The sequence below is a fragment of the Candidatus Vallotiella sp. (ex Adelges kitamiensis) genome (assembly GCF_020342435.1).
In the GTDB taxonomy this organism is placed as follows: domain Bacteria; phylum Pseudomonadota; class Gammaproteobacteria; order Burkholderiales; family Burkholderiaceae; genus Mycetohabitans.
Genome location: NZ_CP080504.1, coordinates 1,052,134 through 1,074,738, shown reverse-complemented (window position 1 = coordinate 1,074,738; position 22,605 = coordinate 1,052,134). Strand labels below are relative to the sequence as shown.

Here is a 22,605-nt window from a genome sequence, read left to right as displayed (position 1 = left end):
TTAGATACTTAATTCTTTCTAAGTAAGTGGTTCAGGGCTTTAACTGTGTAAAATGCCTAGATTGCTGCCGCACCGCCGATGATCTCGGATAGTTCTTTGGTAATAGCCGCCTGACGGCTCTTGTTGTAGACAAGCTGGAGATCGTTAATAACCGTTTTCGCATTGTCAGATGCCGCCTTCATCGCTACCATGCGTGCTGACTGCTCAGACGCTATATTTTCAATGACAGCTTGGTACACGAGAGTCTCTATATAACGGACCATTAGATCATCAATCACTAACTGTGCATCGGGCTCGTAGATATAGCCCCATAACGTATTTGGTGTAGTATCCTCTATCCGCTTATCGAAGCGTTCATTAGTTAGTGGCAATAGTTGTTCGATTATCGGCTCTTGCTTCATCGTATGAATAAAACGTGTATAAGCTAGATACACTGCCGATAACTCACCTTGAGAATATCGATCAAGTTGAATCTTTATCGCACCTATCAACTGCTCTAAGTGCGGAGTGTCGCCTAGATGTGTGACCTGGGACAAGATCTTACTGCCAAAGCTGTTTAATAAAGCAATACCTTTACTACCGATTGCGGTTGATTCTATTTGAATACCGTGTGCGGCGAGGTCTTTAAACTTCTGTACTATCGCACGTAACATGTTTGTATTCATGCCGCCACATAGGCCTTTATCAGTCGTTACCGCAATAAGGCCCGCTGTTTGTGCCCGCTCGTTTTTCACCATGAAAGGGTGACGATATTCTGGATTTGCCTCGCTCATATGTGCGATGATATCTCGAACTTTATTAGCGTACGGGCGTGCTGCTCGCATACGTTCTTGCGCACGTCGCATCTTCGATGCAGCAACCATCTCCATGGCTTTTGTTATCTTACACGTGTTCTGCACGCTGTTAATCTTACCTCGGATTTCTTTCATTCCAGCCATTGCCTATTCCTTATCCGAAACAGCGCAGCTAATCGTGACAAAGCACTATGTAAACTGCATTCTATCCGCACCTCCTAGATTAGGAGGTGTTAGATTTCTTAAAGCTCTTGATTGCCACATGTAGCGCAGCTTCATCATCTTGCGTTAAATTTTTGTTGTCTTCGATACGCTTAATTACGGCAGCATAGTTAATCTGAAGGAACTCATTAAGGCTCTTTTCAAAGGATAAAATACTATTTACCTCTAAATCATCTAAGTAACCATTATTCGCAGAGAACAGTGCGATCGCCAGTTCATAAACCCGCAGCGGCTGATACTGCGGTTGCTTAAGTAGTTCCGTAACACGACGGCCACGCTCAAGCTGCTTTCGGGTCGCCGCGTCTAGATCCGACGAAAATTGCGCAAACGCCGCAAGCTCACGATATTGCGCTAAATTAGTACGAATTCCACTAGATAGTTTCTTAATCACTTTCGTTTGTGCTGCTCCACCAACTCGAGACACGGAAATACCGACGTTGATCGCTGGACGAATACCAGCGTTGAACAAATCAGTCTCCAGGAAGATCTGGCCATCAGTAATTGAGATAACATTAGTTGGCACAAACGCAGTTACATCACCAGCTTGCGTTTCAATAACTGGTAGCGCAGTCAGTGATCCACTCTTGTTTTTTACTTCGCCGCGGGTAAATTTTTCTACATATTTTTCGGACACACGAGCCGCTCTCTCAAGCAAACGCGAATGAAGATAGAACACATCACCTGGATATGCTTCTCGGCCTGGTGGACGGCGTAGCAATAATGAGATTTGCCGATATGCCCATGCTTGCTTTGTCAAGTCGTCATAGATAATTAGCGCATCTTCACCACGATCACGAAAGTATTCGCCTATCGTACAACCGGCATACGGCGCGATAAATTGCATCGCAGCAGAATCAGATGCTGATGCAGCCACTACAATAGTGTAGTCCATTGCCCCATGCTCCTCGAGCTTTCGAACAACGTTCATAATCGATGACGCTTTCTGGCCGATCGCGACATAAATACACGTTAGGTTTTTATCCTTCTGGTTAATGATCGTATCAAGGACTAGGGCGGTTTTGCCAGTTTGCCGATCGCCGATAATAAGCTGGCGCTGACCGCGACCAATTGGAACCATTGAATCAATCGATTTCAGACCCGTCTGAACTGGCTCAGATACCGACTGGCGCCAGATTACTCCAGGGGCGATCTTTTCAATCGCATCGGTGCTCTTCGCGTTGATCAAACCTTTTCCATCAATTGGGTAGCCCAGTGCATTAACGACTCGCCCAATTAGCTCCGGACCGATCGGCACCTCGAGGATTCGACCTGTTGTCTTAACTGTATCGCCTTCGGAGATATGTTCAAATTCACCGAGAATTACTGCCCCGACCAAGTCGCGCTCCAGACTTAGTGCTAGGCCAAAGGTATTACTAGAAAACTCTAGCATTTCGCCCTGCATCACATCAGAAAGACCATGGATGCGGACAATACCATCTGCCACAGATATTACAGTTCCCTGATTTCGGATATCAGTATTAGCTGTTAGTCCCTGGATCCGGCTCTTAATTAGCTCACTGATTTCAGAGGGGTTAATTTGCATAATCACTCCCGATATTTAATGCCGTTGCACGGCAACGTTAGCTTGATATAGCCGGATCATAGTTTAGTTATGCAATCAATGCAGCTTGCATCTCTGCAAGCTGCGCATGGATGGAGGCATCAAGCACTTCATCACCTACTGTTACCCGCACTCCGCCGATCAGCGTGGGATTGAGTTGCATTACCGGTTTTAGCTTACGCTTAAACTTGTGTTCAAGCGCTGCGACTAGCTCAAAAAGCCCCTCCTCATCGATCGAAAACGCACTTTCAATAGTTACATCAGTAAAACCTGCCTGAGTATTATTCAATGCAATGAATTGGGCGGAAATTTCGGGTAACAACTGAACCCGATGGTTTTCTACTAGAATCTGAACGAAGTTTTTTGCAGAAGACGCGCTTTTTAACGGTGACTGTAATTCGGAAAGAAGAAGATCTGCAATCTGTTGACATTTAATCCTTGGGCTCGACACAATCAAGAGAACCTCGGGGAGACTCGCAACCTGAGATAACTCCTGTACTAATGCAAGCCATGCAGTGCGATCAGTTGATGCAATATCTAATAGAGCTTCAGCGTACAGACGAGCGATGGTTACTAGTTCAGGCATAGTTAGAGTTCGGCTTTCAGCTTATTCAGTATTGCAGCATGCGTGTTCTGGTCAATTTCGCGTTTCAAGATCTGTTCAGCACCCTTGACTGCTAATACAGCAACATCTTTACGCAACGTGTCTCGGATCTTAATCACTTGTTGCTCTGCTTCTATTTTTGCTTGTCTAATAATATCTACTGCTTCAGATTGCGCGTTGCGCTTAATCTCATCAGCCATGATTAGAGCGCATTCTTTTGCCTTCGCGATGCGCTGCTGCCCTTCATTACGAACATTCATTAATTCTTGTTCAATCTGTTTGTGTATCGCCTCAAACTCCATCTTACCTTTATCGGCGGCAGCAAGCCCATCGGCGATTTTTTTCGTACGTTCATCAAGCGCACTGATCAACGGTGGCCAAACGAACTTCATCGTGAACCATGCAAGGATTAGGAACACAAACATTTGTGCAATCAAAGTTGCGTTTAGATTCACGGTGTTTCCTTAACAACTATAGCTTTCCGGAATTAAAGGCGGGCATATTTTCGAGAATTTATCGAAGCTTTCACCCGTTGCTTAACACGCAGTGTATTTAAGCAGCGCGTATTTAATCAAATACCTTATCCAGTAAGCTTCGATAGTAATGGATTTGCAAACGCAAACAGCATAGCTACACCGACACCGATTAGAAATGCCGCGTCGATTAAACCTGCAAGTAGAAACATTTTAGTCTGTAACGGATTTATTAATTCCGGCTGGCGCGCGCATGCTTCAATGTACTTACCACCCATTAACGCGATACCTAGACAGGCACCGATTGCACCTAAGCCGATAATGATGCCGATACCAATAGCGGTCAGACCTTGGATGTTAGCGATGAAAGCTTGCATAATCACTCCTTTTTAAAAGACTTATGAATTTGAAATTCAAATTTTTTAGGCTTATAGGGCCTTAGTGAGATTCATGTGCCTGGCCAAGGTAAACAAGCGTTAGCATCATAAAAATAAAAGCTTGTAATAATACAATTAGGATGTGAAAAATTGCCCATATGCTGCCAGCAAGCACGTGACCAATAAAGCCGAGCACCGTTGTGTCCGCACCAAAGCCCCATATGCTGCCTAGCAGCGCTATTAGCAAGAACAACAGTTCGCCTGCATACATATTCCCGAACAATCGCATACCGAGCGAAACGGTTTTCGCGAGCAACTCTATTATATTAAGCAAAAGATTTGGCAACCAAAGCAACGGATTTGGCCCAAATGGAGCCGATATAAGTTCACGTACAAAGCCCTTAAACCCTTTTATCTTGACGTTGTAATACAACATTAGAACAAGCACGCCAAGGGCAATACCTAAGGTGCCGTTTAAGTCAGCAGTTGGGACAAGTCTATGATGTGGAATAATATTTGATAGGCCAATCCAATGGATAAGGCTTCCGGGTAGATCGACCGGAATAAAGTCTAGAGAATTCATTAACGCAACCCAGAGGAATAGGGTCAGCGCTAGTGGCGCAATAAAGCGGCGATTGCCATATACAATAGCTTTAGATTGATTTTCAACCATCTCGACTAACATTTCAATTGCGCATTGAAAGCGGCTCGGAACATCTGGCGTCACCGTACAAGCAGCAAGAGCCAATATCACGATCGTAATCAGGCCCATAAAAATAGACCAAAACAGTGTGTCAATATTAATAATTGAGAAATCGAGAATCGAAGTTTGCTGCTTTGATGCAAAATTTTGCAAGTGATGTTGAATATACTCGGACGGATCCGGATTCATTCGTACGCTAGCAACCATGACGTGTCAACCTAGTAAATCAAAAATCTGCTTCGTCGGATACTACACTAATCAGCACCTCGCTATCGCGAGCCAGTATGTTGTTTTCAGCGTAACAAGGTAGGTGACAAGTAGCGCAGGCCAGTAGATATTTGGATACAGTAGTGCGATCGAAATAAACAAAGCGATTGTTGATATGAGTTTAACTACTTCACCCAGCATCCAAGCAAATGCGCTTCCAGCATCTTTTTTCTTTTTCAGAAGTGCTATGAATAACGCATTTGGTACCCAACATACTACTATACCAAACACCGACGACAGTGTAGCGTTACCTAGCGATTTTTCTTCAAACAGCCACCACGCAAGCGCCGCTACCAACGATACAACTATTTGTACTATTATAACCTTTGTCAGCCTAATACATGATGTAATGCCCAGCCTAGAATCGAAGATATGGTTAGATGCAATTTTTGTTAGCGAAATACTCTTGTTATTCGTTTGTAATGACTTGCAGGGAAGTTTTGGCACAACTCTAGGATTATATTTTACAATTTTTAGCTAGTTCTTAGTTGTCATTACATTTTAATGTAAGCATATTTGCGCCTTTTTGCAGTAAGCAAACACATAAAGTTAAGCAATTGTAGGCTATTACTGCAGTGTATTCAATTACTACTGCCGTCTGGCGCTGGTTTTCTTTAAAACATATTGCGACAGGTTACTTTATAAAGCGCGCCTGTGCTGCGCTATGCTCTATGTCAGACGTAACACACTTGTAGATTAAAGTTGCGCGAGAATACTACTGGCGGGTCAGTCATGTAAATCAGTAGTCTGGGTTGTAATAAAGTTTTTATTATCAAATCAATCAAGATAATAGGGTCGCTAACCCGTACCTTAAATATAAAACAGTGTTAATTTAAAAAAACTCGGCGAGCATGATCAAGAGATGCGCTGACTATTAGGCAATTACCCTGTAAAAGTAAAGACTGATCAGTAACAGATACCTATACATTACCCGATCACAGCATGGTGAAGCGATATCGTAATTTTTAAAATCACGCCTGTCCGGTTGTGATATATCCAGGCTCTATAGCCATCTCAACAATATGTCGTTCAGCATTAAGCAATGGAACAGTAAGCTGAATGACTTGACGTACCGTCACGCCAGGCGGTAACCGAGCAATTTCTTTATCTGGATAAACACCTTTCATAGCCCACAGCACACCATCTGGTGTAATCAAATGCCGAGAGAGCATAACAAAATTAGCCAACTCCGAGAAAGCGCGCGTTACGATTGCATCGAACCGGGGCAGTGCGTTAATCTCAGCATGCAACCTCTCTACGTGGCCAGTCACGATAGACAAATTTAGTAAGTGCAGTAATCCCTTAGCCTGCTGCTGAAATGCAGTTTTTTTCTGCACGATATCATTATTTACTACAGCGCAGAACGGCATAGCAAACGCGATCACAATCCCTGGCAGCCCACCTCCTGAACCCACATCAAGTAACGACGCTGGCGATCGTGCCGCAATATGCGGCACGATCGCCAGAGAATCAAGCAGGTGCTGTATCACTATTTGACGTGGATCGCAGATCGCAGTTAGGTTATAAACTGCATTCCATTTCACTAGCAAGGCGACATAGTCTAATAATCCGACAATCTGCCCCTCCGATAACGAAATCCCCATACTAATAGCACCATCACGCAATAATTGCTTTAGCTCTGGTCGTTGTACTTCAAAATCTTTGTATGCGCTTCGAACTGTCCTACTCCTTTTATAGATCATTGCGGGGTAGAACGAGCATAGAGAGCGCCTGTTACTGTGTCAATAGCTTCCGATTCAAAAATACGAGTGTTCACATATGCCCTATTTTTTTAGTGTCAGGCGACCAAAATATTTCTTAAGGTAAACTACTAATAGTGAAATAGCAGCAGGTGTCACGCCTAAAATACGTGACGCTTGACCCAAAGTTTCAGGACGAAAATGATTTAACTTTTGTTGGGCCTCAAACGATAACCCACTGACCTGTGCATAATCTATATTCACTGGAAGTGGAGTGTTTTCATACGCTGCGTTCCGCTCAATCTCGCGTGCTTGTCGCTCAATATAGCCCTGGTACTTGACCCCGATCTCAATCTGATGCTTAACCTGCTCCAGCATCCTCGGCTCATCGACTAATATGTCGGGTGGTGCATAGCGGCCATCTTGAAGTGTTATTAACTCCTCATAACTAACCCCAGGACGCCGCAACAAATCTGCTAACCTGTATTCATGTTCAATAGGTTTACCTAGCAATGCAATTGCATCTTCTTTTAGAAAAGTCTTGGGATTTACCAGTGTCGAGTTCAAACGGACTATTTCACGTAAAACGGCATCACGTTTACGCAGGAAAAATACAAACCGATTCTCATCGACAATACCTAATTTCTGACCAATTTCTGTTAGCCGCATATCTGCATTATCTTCTCGCAAACTCAACCGGTATTCAGCTCGGCTAGTGAACATCCGGTACGGCTCGGAAATACTCTGCGTTACAAGATCATCAACGAGCACACCCAAGTATGCTTGGTCTCTACGTGGCACCCATGCATCGCGTTGCTGCACAAAACATCCTGCATTAATGCCGGCTAGTAACCCCTGAGCAGCGGCTTCTTCATACCCAGTTGTTCCATTGATTTGTCCGGCAAAAAACAGTCCTGTGATCGCCTTCGTTTCTAGTGATGCCTTCAGTCCACTCGGATCAAAATAATCATATTCGATTGCATAGCCTGGCCGCAAAATATGGGCATGCTCAAGACCTTTGATCGAATGAATTAGATTCAATTGTGCGTCGAATGGCAAGCTAGTCGAGATGCCATTCGGATAGAATGCATTTGTTGTTAATCCTTCCGGTTCTAGGAAAATTTGATGGGAATCTTTACTAGAAAATCGATAAATTTTGTCTTCGATTGATGGGCAATAACGGGGTGCTATACCCTGAATCACTCCGGTATGTATTGGTGAGCGATCTAAGTAATTACGAATAATCTCGTGTGTCCGAGAGTTTGTATGTGTCACCCAACACGAAACTTGCTGCGGATGCAGCTCGGCTCGACCTAAGAAAGAGAATACTGGGATTGGGTCTAGATCACCCGACTGTTTTTCAAGATTCGAAAAATCGATAGATCGGCCGTCGATTCGAGGTGGCGTACCTGTCTTTAATCGTCCCCGGAGTAGCTTTAATTCCTTCAGGCGTACCGAAAGTGACACTGAGGCTGGATCACCGTCACGCCCACCTGTATAATTATTTAGACCCACGTGAATTTTTCCGTCTAGGAACGTACCTGTGGTTAAAATAACTGCGCGGGATCGAAATCGAACTCCGACTTGTGTAATAGCGCCTGCAACACGATCTCCCTCTATGATTAGGTCATCAACAGATTGTTGGAATAGCCATAGATTTGGTTGATTTTCTAAACGACGGCGAATTGCTGCTTTATACAAGAGGCGGTCAACCTGCGCACGAGTTGCCCTAACGGAGGGACCTTTAGACGAATTAAGAATACGGAACTGAATCCCAGCCTCATCTGTAGCGGCTGCGATGGCCCCCCCCAAAGCATCGATTTCTTTAACTAGGTGTCCTTTACCAATGCCACCGATCGATGGGTTACAGCTCATCTGGCCAATCGTTTCGATGTTATGTGTTAACAACAGCGCTCTCGCACCCATCCGGGCAGCAGAAAGCGCAGCTTCGGTGCCAGCATGTCCGCCACCAACCACGATAACATCAAATTCACTAGGATAAAGCATAATAATGACGCAAAAACCGAACGCGCCCCTAAAAAAGAAAATAAGCTAATTATGTTGGCTTAGCTACCCAGCTTAACTCAAATGAGTTTTCCTGTACGGCTATTTATTATTCAGACAGTTTATCTAGTTATAGCTAACATACGTATTCCGCTAGAATTTCAAACAATTTCGTGCTTCATATCTGACGGTATGGTATCTGCTACTATATTAATTTCTGATTATAACGATTACTAATCAAAGGTATTTGTAGATTATCTCGCATCATTCTTACTCGTTTCCTAGAAATTAGTTGTCATGTATACGGCTTTAATATAGAAAAGGGCATCAAATATGTATTAATAATGATTCTCTAGAAAAACACCGAAAATCCTAGAGTAATTTTTCTAGAAATAGCCGGGGATATAGATATAATCATCGTTTTTCAGAAAGCATCTGTCTCTGATTAGGTGATAAGCAACATACGAGCTCTTGAGATATAAAGATAATTACTGTATCTACGCAGTACTATGCGATTATAAGAGTTTTCAAAAATTATCTCCAACACCTCGCCTATGATGTTTTATTTATATTTTTAGGTAATTCACAACATATAAAAATAAAGAACCACGATAGTTAGGTGTTGCAATACAGCTCTCCAGGAGAAAATGGTTAAAATAAAAAATCAATACTTTTTAGAAACACATAGATCGCTTCAGGAAGCGAAAACTGCACACAACATTTCAGTGTGAAATACTGAATTTTACTTTTATTTCATTAGGCTAATTATTTTAATTATAATATTATACATATATATTTCTATTATGCACGTAGTTTCATCTTTAAATATCTAACATCTTCGATAAAATTATAATTTTAATAACGCTTGCACGGTTACCTTGATAATCACGCATCTTCAAGAGCAGCTCGCGCTAAGCAGTACAATGAACGCTAATATATCACCTACGAGCTCACTATAATGACCTTAGTCGCCTATACAGCTACCGCTAGCACGCACGCCTTTAAGTTTAAAAGGTAAAACTAAGTGAAAATATGCATGAATAAACACGCTCCCAATACAATCCCCAGCTTAATCGTATATACGCAATATATGCACGCTAGCACCAAAATTTTTTATAAAAATAACTAATACTAGTACAGTAGACGAATCCAATAAGAAACTATGTCTAGATTTAATATTGGTGGAAACAAGAGACACTAATACATCCTGCTACCCTCTTTTTATAAGAGAACTGCACATGTAGTTATTTAATAGTTAAAAATATCGCGTCAACGCGAGTGTGTTCTGTAGATGAACGACTGCGTGAGCTAAGAAGCACACCCGCTATATTATTACTACGTAAAGATAACTTCTAGACAAGCTGAAATGAGCTTTTTTAAAACTTAAGATACTAAGATGAAATTGTGTATCTGAACCAGGTATAAACATGTATCTTCTAGAAAAGTTCTTCGATGTATTGAAGTTTCTTTTTCACTAAGCTGTTTCTAAGTTAACCTAACGTTACCGCATGAAAGTAAATTCTACGAACGAATATTCGTTCACAATTTATTAAAAGACTTGTAATTTTATTGTTCTTGTAAAGATATATAAAATATAACACTATACTTAAACATAGTAGTAGCTAATAAAAAGATGCCTAGCCTGTTAATAACATTAATTATCTTCATTTAAACAGACACTTACTAAAATGAAAAGTGTACATAAAAAATGTGCGATTCGTATTTTATTTTCTGAATAATTTCACAGCTATATTTATAGTCAGAAGTTATCCAATACCATACTATTATAGTAATCCATGCTCTTATCCACAGTACAAAGTGTGGGAACTGCGAGGGGTAACGCGCCCGATATAATGCGCTATTTAGACCTAGTTCTAGTGGCTAAAGTTTTCTATTGCCCTTACTGATGAGAAATACATCATCTATTGCTGCCGACGAAATATTTGGATCGCTTTAAGCAAAATCATAAGACCCAACGCAAGGGTGAGCCGCACGCACGTATAATCGGCGCGTTTATGGCGTTCATAATCAACTAACTTCAAAAAGGATATATATGAACAAACAGGAACTGATCGATACAGTCGCCCTGCAAACTGGTACCAGCAAGCTTCAAATCAGCGAAACACTCGATACGCTGCTCGAAGTTATTAAGAAAGCTATATCCAAAGGCGACAGCGTCCAGTTAATTGGATTCGGAAGCTTTGGCTCAGGAAATCGCGAAGCGCGTGCTGGCCGTAACCCAAAGACGGGTGAGACGATCAAGATTCCCGCTGCAAAGACGATTAAATTCATAGCTGGAAAGGCATTCAAAGACGCCGTCAACAAGCGTTAAGTATTGACAGCATCAGCCTTTCTACCTAGAACGGGTGCACTTTCCCTGCTCACATCTATAGAATGTTCTGGGTGTGGCGCAGGTGAGTGTGTTTGCGTATAAATCAAGAATATTGCTGACATGAGCAAGCGTTTCGTTCTATTGCTAAATAGGATAATAAAAGACCTAAAAAAATATTGGGAATATAGACTAATTGGCATCTTTATTCCAATGCGATCTATTACTCTCTGGATTTGAAAAGGTGAGTATCTCAGTTGATTATCGAGACATAGTGTCCGGCTCAGGAAACCTCTTTATCTCAACAACTATTAAAATTTTCGAGATTATGCATGACATCTACAATGCATTCAGTTCTGAATATATCAGAGTATCTTTTGATTATTACTAACACAGTAGTTCTACAAATAATAAATACAAGAAAAATAGTTCATATTATTGCTGCTAGGGTAACTACAGAGCATAATGACGAGTAAAAATCCTACGCCGAGAGAATACTGAATAGCAATATATATTATCAATAATAATCACATTAAAAGTGATAGATAATAAGTCCCGATATGTTTTACAGTGCAACAAGCTGATTGTATATTTATATGATATTTAATACTGACTTAAAAGAATATGACTTAAAGATATAGTAAAGCGAGTAATATAAATCTCATGCGTTAGTACGTTTTCATATAAGTACATTGTATGTAAACGTATAATGCGCGGAATTTTTCTATATGCGCTAATTCGGATAGCGGTTTAATTTAGTAATAAGGCAAGAATGCAGTATACAATACCAAAGACTCAGAACTCGGCCGATACACTAACGACGATACGCCAGGGTGGTTTTACGCTAATTGAAGTCATGGTTATGATCGCGATACTGGGGATCTTAGCCGCGCTATTAATCTCTAAAATAAAGGGTCATTACCATCAAGAAAGTCATGTTACATCTGTCCAGGGTACTCATACACATCATAGATGTTCTAAATCTGGCCAGATTAATAGTGGCCACCATCTAACGCAGTAGCAAGGTTGCATGCATTAACCTAGAGACTATCGCTAGATACCGGGGCGATAAATAAATAATATCGGGCGCGTATTTTTAGAGGTTCATCTAATTGAACCTGGAAGACTCATTCATATTAATACTTAAAAAACGTAGAGAATAGCGACGCGGATATTAGCTTATGTTTGTAGTCTGTGCTGTGAGTCTGGTATTGATTCATCAATATAGCTAGTCATGAAGCACAGCTGTTTTTATCTAATCGCTGGACTTTAATAGGGAAGCCACTATTTATTTGTAATGCGTACTGAGAATCTCTAACATAGACTATGTCATGATCCGCGTAGTCCATTTCTAAGAACAGAATAGGATGATACCTAATTTACTTTTACAAGATGGCTAATTACGTTGTGCTTAGGCTATAAGACATCGATATGCTAGTGTGAATTATGTTTTATTCAGCATGCATTTAAATTAGTGTTATTAGAAATAGCTGTTTTAAGATTCACAGCATATAAGATGCAAAGACAAAATTCTGCGATGATTCTCTCGTTAAAAGTAAGTTTTGATCGTACCGATTATAATAAAAATTATGCTTTTTGCTTTGTTGAGCATGATTATACTATCCGTTGACAGTAGCAGGTTAGATAGGCTAGAGTAAATCTGCGTATAAAAATTACACCTGCTAACCTTAATATCCTTTCCGAAGGCTTACACTCTTCTCAGAATTCTAGTGATAGCTATTATTAAGGTCGGATAGTCAACTATTCAGCTATCTGACCTGGCAGCATAGAAAGCTCAGAAACTTATTTTATACTAGCTATCTCTTTATGCAGGTAACCGGAAGTTCACTCCTTAAATTAAGAAGTGAAGCTACTAAGTCCTAATTAAATTAGGGGTAGCACTAACGTAAAGTATGTTTAACAAACATTTTGTTCCATAGCTTTCTGTATGCAGCCTACATCTTTTCTTTAATTAAAGATTTTTATCATTCTTTATCAGTTTTACCCAGGTAATCTAGTCTCATAATGTATATGAGGCATTGCGCTAATATTATAGGCACTAGAGCATAGTATTATCGTTTATCGATTACGCTTTATGTTTATTGACGCTACGGTGAGTGGAGTGCATCTATAATTGCTCATGTTATCTGTACCAACAGCACGAGCACTGCTGACACATTCCTCACTCAATACCTGACTGGATACTGAATTTGATATTAAGGTAGGTTGTCAGCGGTATCTTAGATAATTTATCCATAGATACTAGCTTCAGTAACTGAAGTGCTGTTAACACACAGCGGCAGTGTGCTCATCAAATGAAAACGAGCTATTTAATATAATGAACACAGCACCAAAGCATACTAGACTAAAAAATAGCTAAGCACTGAGTTAGCATCACACATCCAAAATAGATTATAAGCAGAAACACTATCTGCGTCATGCTTTCAAGATCGAGAGTAGCAATAATATTGGAGCGCACCGTGCGTTACTGAACATAAAATTGTTTGAATCTAATTCATTAAACTGGATATGCGATGGCTGGGTATTTATCAAATAGAGGACAGATCGAATTTCTAAGGCGGTACGGTTTTGTCGTCATACCCGGATTATTTCCGCCTAATCTTTGTGAGATAACTAAATATACGGCGCGCGCCGAGCTAGCGCAGCTAAAAGGAGCTATTGAATTTGAGTCGGATTTACGCTATTTGGGCGCACCTCAATCTCGTGACGCTCCGGGCGGCAATACTGTGCGCCGTTTGTTGGACGCTTATGCGCGAAGTGAAATGTATCGAACGCTAGCTAAATCAACAGAAATTCGAAACTGGGTAGAATTATACTTTGATGAGCACATCGCGCTCTCACTCGTGCATCATAATTGCTTAATGACTAAGCATCCAACATACGGAAGTTTGACGGGTTGGCACCGAGATGTCCGGTATTGGGCATTTGAGCGATCGGATCTCGTATCGGTATGGCTTGCACTTGGTACAGAAACTGAAGAAAACGGCGCGCTACGGTTTGTACCTGGATCGCATGTATTAGATTTATCGGATAAACGTTTTGACGAATCGAAGTTTTTTCGGGATGATATATCTGAAAATATAGTGTTGATGAGTACAGCTATTTCTCCAATACTGAATTTAGGTGATGCGGTGTTTTTTCATTGCAATACATTGCATTCAGCAGGTAAAAACCTGTCTAATGATATTAAATTTTCGCTAGTTTTCACTTATCATAGTGTGAATAATGCACCAGTCCCTGGTACGCGATCAGCCTCTAAGTTAGGGGTTCCGCTATGAGTACTAGATATTATTTACGAGTGAATTATCTATACCCAGCGTGTCATCCTATGACTATATTTTTATAGTCAACGCTCTGTTTAATAAGCATGAAGCGCTTTTATCAATATATAAATACAATTAATATATCCGGTAACTCAGATATTTATTTCGCACGAGGCTATATAGTTTTGGACTGTGTTGTCATATCATGTACATGTATTTCAGAACAAACTTAGAGGTGTTATGGCATCTAACTTAATCCTATAGAAGGATATTAAAACACCCTAACATGGGCTCTAGCACTTGTATCAAGTCCAGTGAGCACACTCTCATATAAAGAGCTTTAGATAGAAATACTAACAGTATAGCAGTCTATGCCCCTATGATAGATCACATGCTAGTTAGTTAATATTTCTAATCTGTTTGACAGCAAAACAAACGTTCATACTGGGTCAATTAAGTATTTACCCGACACATCTGAGACTCGAGGTATCTCTGAAACAGATGGGCTTAGTTTGTTTCCCTAATTATTTGGTATCTAATCTTAGATTATTAACATTGAAAAACAATTCAATTTTCTATGTATTAATAAATGCTATGCTTAAACTCCTGAATTTATAGAAACTCTCTAAGCACATCTACGAAATTAAACTGATCCTGAGAAAGTAAAATCGACTGCTACAACTCACTTATGTTGTTCAACACGAGGTAAATCTATCCCCTACTAAAGGGAGGGGTTAAAGTAACTAACGCATATCTGCATTCTATGCCTTGTCAAGGCGATAAAAGAAAGTAGAAAATCTGAAGAGCACTTAATATTTCATGTTAAGTAAGCAAAGGCTCTAGCCCACTTCCGCCCGCATACCTTTTATATTCATTAGATAATGTTATATCGCAACGTAGCAGGCCGAATCGCGCGCAAGCGCGACGAAAGCGTCGAGATAATCAGTATCGACATCTGCCTCGCGCATGCCCACAAAAATCTGCTTAGTAATACCATTGCGACCTAAGCGAACTGGTTCGATCGGCATTTTGTCCGCGTATTCCCGAACCAGCCAGCAAGGTAATGCAGCAACGCCACGGCCGCTAGCAACCATTTGCACTATAATATCAGTCGTTTCAATCGTTTTGTGGAACTTTGGTCGAACGCCGGCCGGCACTAAAAATTTCATATACACGTCGAGCCGATCAATATCAACCGGATAGGTAATAAGAATTTCACCGGTTAATTGGGCCGGCTCGACATATGTACTACGTGTTAGTACGTGTCCACGCTGGACTACTAAAACCTGCTCGTAGTCGAACACAGGCTCGAAACAAATACCCGAGCGTCGTAATGGATCGGGTGTAACTAAGATATCAATGTCATAGACGAATAATGCGCCAACGCCGCCAAACTGAAATTTTTGCTTCACATCTACATGAACATCTGGCCATTGTGCGAGGTATGGCGATACTACTTTAAGCAACCATTGATAACAGGGGTGGCACTCCATTCCGATACGCAGCGTACCTCGTGCTCCCTGAGCGTACTGAGACAAGCGCGATTGCGCGTGCTCTAGCTGGGGTAGTACACGATTAGCAACTGATAATAGATATTCCCCTGCTTGAGTAAGCCTAAGATTTCGGCCTTCACGATGCCAGACCGTCGTATCTAGCATCTGCTCCATCTTCTTAACCGTATGGCTTAGCGCTGATTGGGTTAGGCACAATACCTTAGCCGCAGCGGTCAGTGAACCCCGCCGGTTAACCTCGCGAACAATCGCCAGATGGATACGTTCGAGCATATCGAACCATGATAGTAGTTAATGCATGCATGAAATATTATCACTTTTTTCCGTGTATCTGCACCCATATAGTGAATTTACTTTTAAAATTCCAACTTCGAACTATGTCTATAACACACAATTTAGGCTTTCCGCGCATCGGCGCGAACCGCGAACTCAAATTCGCGCTTGAGTCCTATTGGAAGAAAGAATCTTCGCTGGATGCATTGAAGACAGCGGGGGCTGAATTACGCCAGAGGCACTGGGCTCATCAGTCGAAGCTAGACTGGTCTCCGGTAGGTGATTTCACTTTCTATGATCAAGTGCTCGATATGAGTTTTACTCTCGGTAACCTACCAGGACGGGTACGTGATTTATCGGGCGATTCACTAGATAATTATTTTCGTATCGCTCGCGGGCGTTCGGCTGTAGATGGAGTATGTGGTGGTGGTATACAGGCCAGCGAGATGACTAAGTGGTTTGATACTAACTATCATTACATCGTGCCGGAGTTAAGTGTATCTACCATCTTTACACTCAACGCATCTCGACTAATCGATGAGTTGGAACAGTCTCGTCGGCTTGGTGTGAAAGCTAAAGTGGTAATCATCGGGCCGCTGACATATCTGTGGCTCGGAAAAACAAAGGATGATTCCGATAAACTCGCACTACTATCAAGACTGCTGCCGGTCTATGTACAATTATTGTCTAAGCTTGCCGCGTGCGGCGCCGAATGGGTCCAGATCGACGAACCAATCCTTGTTACTGAACTTGATTCAAGATGGCAGCAAGCGTTTGTACTTGCTTATAATACGCTACATACTAATCATGTTAAGCTACTGTTATCTACTTACTTTGGGCAATTAAGAGAAAATCTATCACTTGCATGCCGCTTACCAGTGCAGGGTCTACATGTGGATGCGCTTAATGCGCGCGATGAAGTTTCTAATGTAATCTCGAAACTTCCAGACGACTGTGTATTGTCACTCGGCATTATAAATGGCCGCAATATCTGGAAAACAGATCTTACCGCAACACTTGACTGGCTTGAGCCAATTCATAGACAACTTGGCCACCGGCTCTGGCTTGCACCGTCGTGCTCACTACTGCACGTTCCAGTAGATTTAGAGAGTGAGCGTAAGCTCGATATTGAGCTCCGCTCATGGCTTTCATTCGCGATTCAAAAATTACATGAACTAAGCATTCTATCTGCTGCTCTGAATAACGGCAGACAGTTTATGGAGACTGAACTTCGAGATAATCAAAGCGCCATCGCGGCACGAAAAATATCAGCACGCGTACACAATCCATCCGTCAAGGCAGCGCTTGCGCGTATCGATGCTAATATGGAATGCCGTACTAGTCCTTACTCAGAGCGCGCACGCAAGCAACATGAGCAGTTAAAACTTCCTCTGTATCCAACTACGACAATTGGATCATTCCCACAAACCGAAGAAATCCGACGGGCACGTAGCCTATTTCACCGAGGCGAATTGAGCGAATCGAGCTATAACTCTGCTATGCGAGAGCAGATTGCACATAGCGTTCACAAACAGGAAGCCCTAGGACTAGATGTGCTAGTGCATGGTGAGCCCGAGAGAAATGATATGGTCGAGTATTTCGGCGAGCAGCTCGAAGGCTATGCGTTTAGCCAGTTTGGCTGGGTGCAGTCATATGGCTCACGTTGCGTGAAACCCCCGATCATGTTTGGCGATATTCTTCGTCTTAAGCCAATGACGGTTGAATGGATTCAATATGCACAATCTCTAACTCATAAACCGATGAAAGGTATGTTGACTGGGCCTGTAACAATCCTGAACTGGTCGTTTGTGCGCGATGACCAGCCACGTACTGTTTCATGCCAGCAACTTGCATTAGCAATTCGGGAAGAAGTGCTCGACCTAGAGCGTGCAGGTGTACGCGTGATTCAGATTGACGAAGCAGCTTTGCGCGAAGGCCTGCCATTGCGACAAGCCCAATGGCATGAGTATTTACAATGGGCGATTAGCGCATTCCGAATTGCGGCTAATGGTGTACGAGATAACACGCAAATCCATACACATATGTGCTATTCCGAGTTCAACGATATCATTGCATCTATTGCAGATATGGATGCAGACGTTATTACTATAGAAACATCGCGCTCTAACATGGAACTGCTCGATGCATTCGATCACTTTAACTATCCAAATGAAATCGGGCCGGGCGTATACGATATCCATTCACCAAACATTCCAACCCAAGACCACATTATTCAATTGATGCGCAATGCGGCCAAGCGCATACCGGCCCAGCGCTTGTGGGTTAATCCGGACTGCGGCTTAAAGACGCGCGCGTGGGCAGAAGTTGTTCCAGCACTACGCAATATGGTAGCCGCTGCTCACACATTGCGTAGCACTAAATAGTAGCTCGCTATATATTCGACCGTGAGTTAAGTGTTACTTCGTAGCGCCCCATAGACTGATGCAGTATGCACCGAATCCGAGGAACTTTCCATTTTCGGTGCAGTCAGCAGCAAGACCACTAGATTATGTCAACATCATGCCTAGATAAACTGCATAAAGCATACCATTAAACAATAGCGCCCAAACTGGTAAACCACAATCGCGCGACAATGCACGGCACCATGCCGCTGCAATCAGTGTGATTATAATACTAGTTAGAACCTCGCGACGTGGCTCCCATGGGGTAAGCATAATACCAAGCGCCGGGAGCACCGTCCCCTGAAATACCATTGCGCCTGTAAGATTTGAAAATGCAAGGGTATCTTTACCCCGCCGCACCCACAAAATAGTGTTAATTTTTTCGGGTAACTCTGTAGCGATTGGGATAATCAGAAGCGCTAATAGCAGCGGCGATACCCCAAGTAGCCTAGAACCTCTATCCACATAATGCATGAATCCCTTTGCACCAACCATTAGAAAAACTAGCGCAATAACTAGCTGAAATATAATCGTTATGAGCCGGGTTGGAATACCAACATATGATAGATATATAGGACCCAGCGACGTCGTACTGTGCCCGTTAGTTACTAGCGTTTGCGATGCTTGTAATGTCGAATATACGTAGTGTAGATATATGCATATGAGGGCAATACTCAACCCTATTCGCACTATAACATTCGTATGTGGCACGTACATCGCGGAGGCTGAAGATGCAAACCCACAGAGGAAATAGTTGAGATCGCGCTTGATACCACTAGCCTCTGGCTGTATCCGCCCAAAGAATCCGCGCCGGCCTAGTATAGAGGCAGTCATTAGACATGTAGATAGCGTCACAAGCATTAACGGTGCACCTAGAATCGCGCCCACGCCAATCTCTTCATTTAGGTGTTTTCCATGTCCAGATAGGAGAGCGAGTAGCGGAATTGACGTTTCTGGTAATGCAGTGCCGACCGCTGCGAATAATGAGCCAGTTACGCCCTCAGATAGCTTCATCTGCTTGCCTAGGTGTTCTAGCGCATTTGTGAATAATGCGGCAGCAATCACGATTGCCGAAAGCATCAGTATCAGTTCGAGCATGATCTCAGTCATGCGTGCGACCTTAATGTAATAGGTGGTATAGTAAAAAAACCTGAAAATAGAGAGCACGCGGATATTGCGCGATATATCTCTTTTATCAAGTATAAGAAGTATAGCGTAATAGCCTGACCAGGCACAAAGCTTAGAGCTGAACTAGTTAAAACTGGATAGTTCGAGAACGGCAGCATATTATGCGAGGAGTGTTATGATGGTTTCATGCCATACCAATTAGAGAACTACTCTTCTAGAGTGCATATGTATCCTAACCAACAGCTAACAGCCTAGCTATATATGCTTAGTATAATGTGCATTAAATGTATATGTACTAGTAGTGTTTATCTGTATTCGTTAAAGTAAATTTAACACAATGAGTCTAGTGAGGATACCTAATAATAAAGTGAGCTATTCTCACAAACCTGTTGAAATCTACTTACTAAAGAAGTTGTAGTGTAGTTAGTTTAATAAATTAGATGCTTGCACGATGTTTTGTCGGGCTATTCTATAAATAGCATTTATTATATCGAGGACATGGTCCATTACTCGAAATTTTATGTATCCAACATAAAATTTTGATGATGTTGGATACATAAAGTAGATTATTAATCTACCTCATAATAAAAACTTTCTAAGTTTATTGGATATATTATCTAACTAGATTGTATCTGATAGTTATCAGAATCTCGATTCCCAAATATTAGATAACTATATATATTCGGATATCTCGATGTCGCTTTGCTTAGGCTTACTCCAGTGTAGGCTGTAATGTGTTAATCATTGAGAAAAATAAAATTTTTGTGTGTACTAAGTTGACGCGATGAGAAAGTTATTTATGCATAAATTACTACTATTGCGCTATCACTTGTCGAGGATTGTCGAGAGGTTTTAAACAGTATATCGCTGAATAAATCTATCAATTTAGATGAGAAAGTTGCACTACATGAACACATGTATATTTCAATACATATGATGAGCAAAATACTTTACTACTTCTTTCGAAATGTAATGAATTCGGATTGTATTCGATCGCTCCCCCGGAGAGCGAAAATAGACGATTAGCTTCACTTAGCATAGCATCAGTAATATTTTGCAGCGCATGTTAAAGTGCCTAACGCTCGTAAATCTATCTGCTACGGCAGACGACTGACTACCAGTTATTAATACGAATAATGTTTAAGAATACGCTTGCCTTTCAGACGACGGATACATACGCACGCCGCATAGCTTTGTTGCTTCAGCCTGCCCATCGCCCGTTGCTATCGCAAGGTTTGCGAGGTATTGAGAGAGAGGGATTACGGGTACAGCTCGATGGTATGCTAGGGCTCACGCCGCATCCAGCTACATTGGGCTCAGCATTGATGCATAATCAGCTAACAACCGATTATTCGGAAGCGTTGCTTGAAATTATTACGCCAGCTGAACATGCTATCGATGTAGTGCTTAATCAGCTTGATATACTGCATCGCTACGTTTATGAGTCAATCGGCGATGAGTTACTCTGGAATGCATCAATGCCTTGCGTTCTTCCACCCGAGGAACAGATCCCGATTGCGCAATACGGCACATCAAACATTGGCCAGCTTAAGCATGTTTACCGGCGTGGATTAGCGTTGCGCTACGGAAAATCAATGCAGTGTATCGCCGGTATTCACTACAACTTTTCATTGCATGAAGATATTTTTCGCTTATTGAAAAAGCATGAGCAGGTCGATGGCTCCCTACTTCAATACCAGTCAAATGCATACTTCTCCCTAATTCGAAATTTTCATCGTAGCAGTTGGCTACTTATGTTTCTATTCGGCGCTTCACCCGCGATATCACGCAGTTTCGTGCGAGGACGCCCGAATGGACTGGATATGTTTGATGCTGACACGCTATTCCTGCCCTATGCAACCAGTCTTCGAATGAGCGACCTAGTGGGCTATCAGAATACGTCTAGGCAGTCAGTAGTACGCGCAGACTATAATAACTTGGACGGTTATTTATATACTTTGGCAAACGCGGTTAGCCAGCCCTATCCTCCGTATGAAAAACTGGGAACACGGTGCGCTGGTGAGTGGCTGCAAATTAACACCAACGTGTTGCAGATAGAAAACGAGTTCTATTCAACGATCCGCCCGAAGCGGATCACGCAGGCAGGCGAACGACCTCTACACGCACTTGCGTCGAGAGGCGTTCAATACATTGAGGTACGCTTGCTGGACATTGATCCATTTGAAGCTATGGGGATTTCGTCTAACACTACGTATTTTCTTGAGGCGTATTTATTGTTTTGCGCGCTAGAGGAAAGCCCGTTTCTCTATGAGTCGGAGCATGCTGAAATAGGTAATAACTTCGCTCGCGTAGTAACACAGGCGCGACGTCCTGGACTTGAGTTATCTCTAGGTGGCCACCTAGTGCCTTTACAGGATTGGGCTGTTGAGTTGTTTAAGAAAATCGAGCCGGCAGCGGCATTGCTTGATGCACAAGCAGGTGACGGTCGATATAGTGTTGCACTTGCTGCGCAACGCGCAAAAGTTGAAAACTTTTCATTGACACCATCAGCACGTGTATTAGATGTTATGAACACAACCAGGCGCTCGTTTTTTCGCTTCGCGCTTGAGCAGAGTATACAACACGCCTCAGCTATGCGTTCCCGCCCGCTGTCACGCGAGCTTCATGCCTATTACGCAGCGCTGGCAGTGCGTTCGTTGCAGAAACAAACCGAGATAGAACGTACCGAAATAAGATCTTTTGATCAGTTTATTGCGTCTTATCGCACGTATATGCCGAACTAAATTAGTGTCTGATACTTGAACTGTGAAATCTCTACACGGTTTGTATTGTTATATTCTCTATGGTTAAAAGCTCATCGCGTCACCCCTGGAAGGGGCGTGATATCTATCTGGTAGAAGTAAAACTTCCAGAAAGATTAAAGTCTAAACTTTGCGTTTTAGGAGCTAAATAAAAGCTGTATCGAATAATATGCATTATAAATAATATGTCTAGTTATGTACTGGCCCTAAG

Annotated in this window: 15 protein-coding genes and 1 pseudogene; 5 read left to right on the top strand and 11 right to left on the bottom strand. The window is 42.1% G+C overall.

The annotated features are described in order from the left end of the window. Positions 1–56 precede the first annotated feature (56 nt). From atpG to mnmG, 9 genes are all read right to left on the bottom strand, one after another. Entirely contained in the window at positions 57–938 is an 882-nt protein-coding gene (gene atpG, locus K0T93_RS04035; RefSeq protein WP_225721389.1) for a F0F1 ATP synthase subunit gamma, read from the bottom strand. Between the two features lie 79 nt (positions 939–1,017). Next, on the bottom strand, positions 1,018–2,559 hold the full coding sequence (atpA, locus tag K0T93_RS04030) for a F0F1 ATP synthase subunit alpha (protein ID WP_225721388.1): 1,542 nt from the start codon (positions 2,557–2,559) through the stop codon (positions 1,018–1,020). A 67-nt stretch (positions 2,560–2,626) separates the two neighbouring features. Next, complete coding sequence (locus K0T93_RS04025; RefSeq protein WP_225721387.1) at positions 2,627–3,163, bottom strand: F0F1 ATP synthase subunit delta; 537 nt, start codon at positions 3,161–3,163, stop codon at positions 2,627–2,629. A gap of 2 nt (positions 3,164–3,165) precedes the next feature. Beyond that, positions 3,166–3,636 (bottom strand): F0F1 ATP synthase subunit B, encoded by a 471-nt coding sequence (locus K0T93_RS04020; RefSeq protein ID WP_225721386.1) that lies wholly within the window; start codon positions 3,634–3,636, stop codon positions 3,166–3,168. 125 nt (positions 3,637–3,761) lie between these two features. Then, positions 3,762–4,031 carry a F0F1 ATP synthase subunit C gene (gene atpE / locus K0T93_RS04015; protein ID WP_225721385.1) on the bottom strand — a complete coding sequence of 90 codons (270 nt, stop codon included), beginning with the start codon at positions 4,029–4,031 and terminating at the stop codon, positions 3,762–3,764. Between the two features lie 61 nt (positions 4,032–4,092). After that, on the bottom strand, positions 4,093–4,941 hold the full coding sequence (gene atpB, locus K0T93_RS04010; protein WP_225721384.1) for a F0F1 ATP synthase subunit A: 849 nt from the start codon (positions 4,939–4,941) through the stop codon (positions 4,093–4,095). A 51-nt stretch (positions 4,942–4,992) separates the two neighbouring features. After that, positions 4,993–5,448: an ATP synthase subunit I gene (locus K0T93_RS04005; protein WP_225721383.1), complete on the bottom strand. Its 456-nt coding sequence runs from the start codon at positions 5,446–5,448 to the stop codon at positions 4,993–4,995. 524 nt (positions 5,449–5,972) lie between these two features. Beyond that, positions 5,973–6,605: a 16S rRNA (guanine(527)-N(7))-methyltransferase RsmG gene (gene rsmG, locus K0T93_RS04000; RefSeq protein ID WP_225721813.1), complete on the bottom strand. Its 633-nt coding sequence runs from the start codon at positions 6,603–6,605 to the stop codon at positions 5,973–5,975. Positions 6,606–6,785: 180 nt separating this feature from the next. Beyond that, on the bottom strand, positions 6,786–8,708 hold the full coding sequence (gene mnmG / locus K0T93_RS03995) for a tRNA uridine-5-carboxymethylaminomethyl(34) synthesis enzyme MnmG (protein WP_225721382.1): 1,923 nt from the start codon (positions 8,706–8,708) through the stop codon (positions 6,786–6,788). A gap of 2,050 nt (positions 8,709–10,758) precedes the next feature. On the opposite strand from mnmG, the gene K0T93_RS03990 reads away from it, so the two are divergent. From K0T93_RS03990 to K0T93_RS03980, 3 genes and pseudogenes are all read left to right on the top strand, one after another. After that, positions 10,759–11,037 carry an HU family DNA-binding protein gene (locus K0T93_RS03990; RefSeq protein WP_225721381.1) on the top strand — a complete coding sequence of 93 codons (279 nt, stop codon included), beginning with the start codon at positions 10,759–10,761 and terminating at the stop codon, positions 11,035–11,037. Between the two features lie 769 nt (positions 11,038–11,806). Further along, positions 11,807–11,945 (top strand): annotated as a pseudogene (locus K0T93_RS03985) (prepilin-type N-terminal cleavage/methylation domain-containing protein); the annotation flags it as partial. 1,623 nt (positions 11,946–13,568) lie between these two features. After that, positions 13,569–14,333 carry a phytanoyl-CoA dioxygenase family protein gene (locus K0T93_RS03980; RefSeq protein ID WP_225721380.1) on the top strand — a complete coding sequence of 255 codons (765 nt, stop codon included), beginning with the start codon at positions 13,569–13,571 and terminating at the stop codon, positions 14,331–14,333. Positions 14,334–15,202: 869 nt separating this feature from the next. On the opposite strand, the gene K0T93_RS03975 is transcribed toward K0T93_RS03980, so the two are convergent. After that, positions 15,203–16,102, bottom strand: a complete 900-nt coding sequence (locus K0T93_RS03975; RefSeq protein WP_225721379.1) for a LysR family transcriptional regulator — start codon at positions 16,100–16,102, stop codon at positions 15,203–15,205. A gap of 104 nt (positions 16,103–16,206) precedes the next feature. On the opposite strand from K0T93_RS03975, the gene metE reads away from it, so the two are divergent. Beyond that, positions 16,207–18,486, top strand: a complete 2,280-nt coding sequence (gene metE / locus K0T93_RS03970; protein WP_225721378.1) for a 5-methyltetrahydropteroyltriglutamate--homocysteine S-methyltransferase — start codon at positions 16,207–16,209, stop codon at positions 18,484–18,486. A gap of 123 nt (positions 18,487–18,609) precedes the next feature. Here the strand turns inward: metE and K0T93_RS03965 are convergent, their stop codons facing one another. Next, positions 18,610–19,614, bottom strand: coding sequence for a sodium:calcium antiporter (locus K0T93_RS03965; protein ID WP_225721377.1), 1,005 nt, complete (start codon positions 19,612–19,614; stop codon positions 18,610–18,612). 1,154 nt (positions 19,615–20,768) lie between these two features. Between K0T93_RS03965 and gshA the strand changes: the two genes are divergently transcribed. Further along, a complete protein-coding gene (gshA, locus tag K0T93_RS03960) occupies positions 20,769–22,376 on the top strand; it encodes a glutamate--cysteine ligase (protein ID WP_225721376.1) in 1,608 nt (535 codons plus the stop codon). Positions 22,377–22,605: the final 229 nt, after the last annotated feature.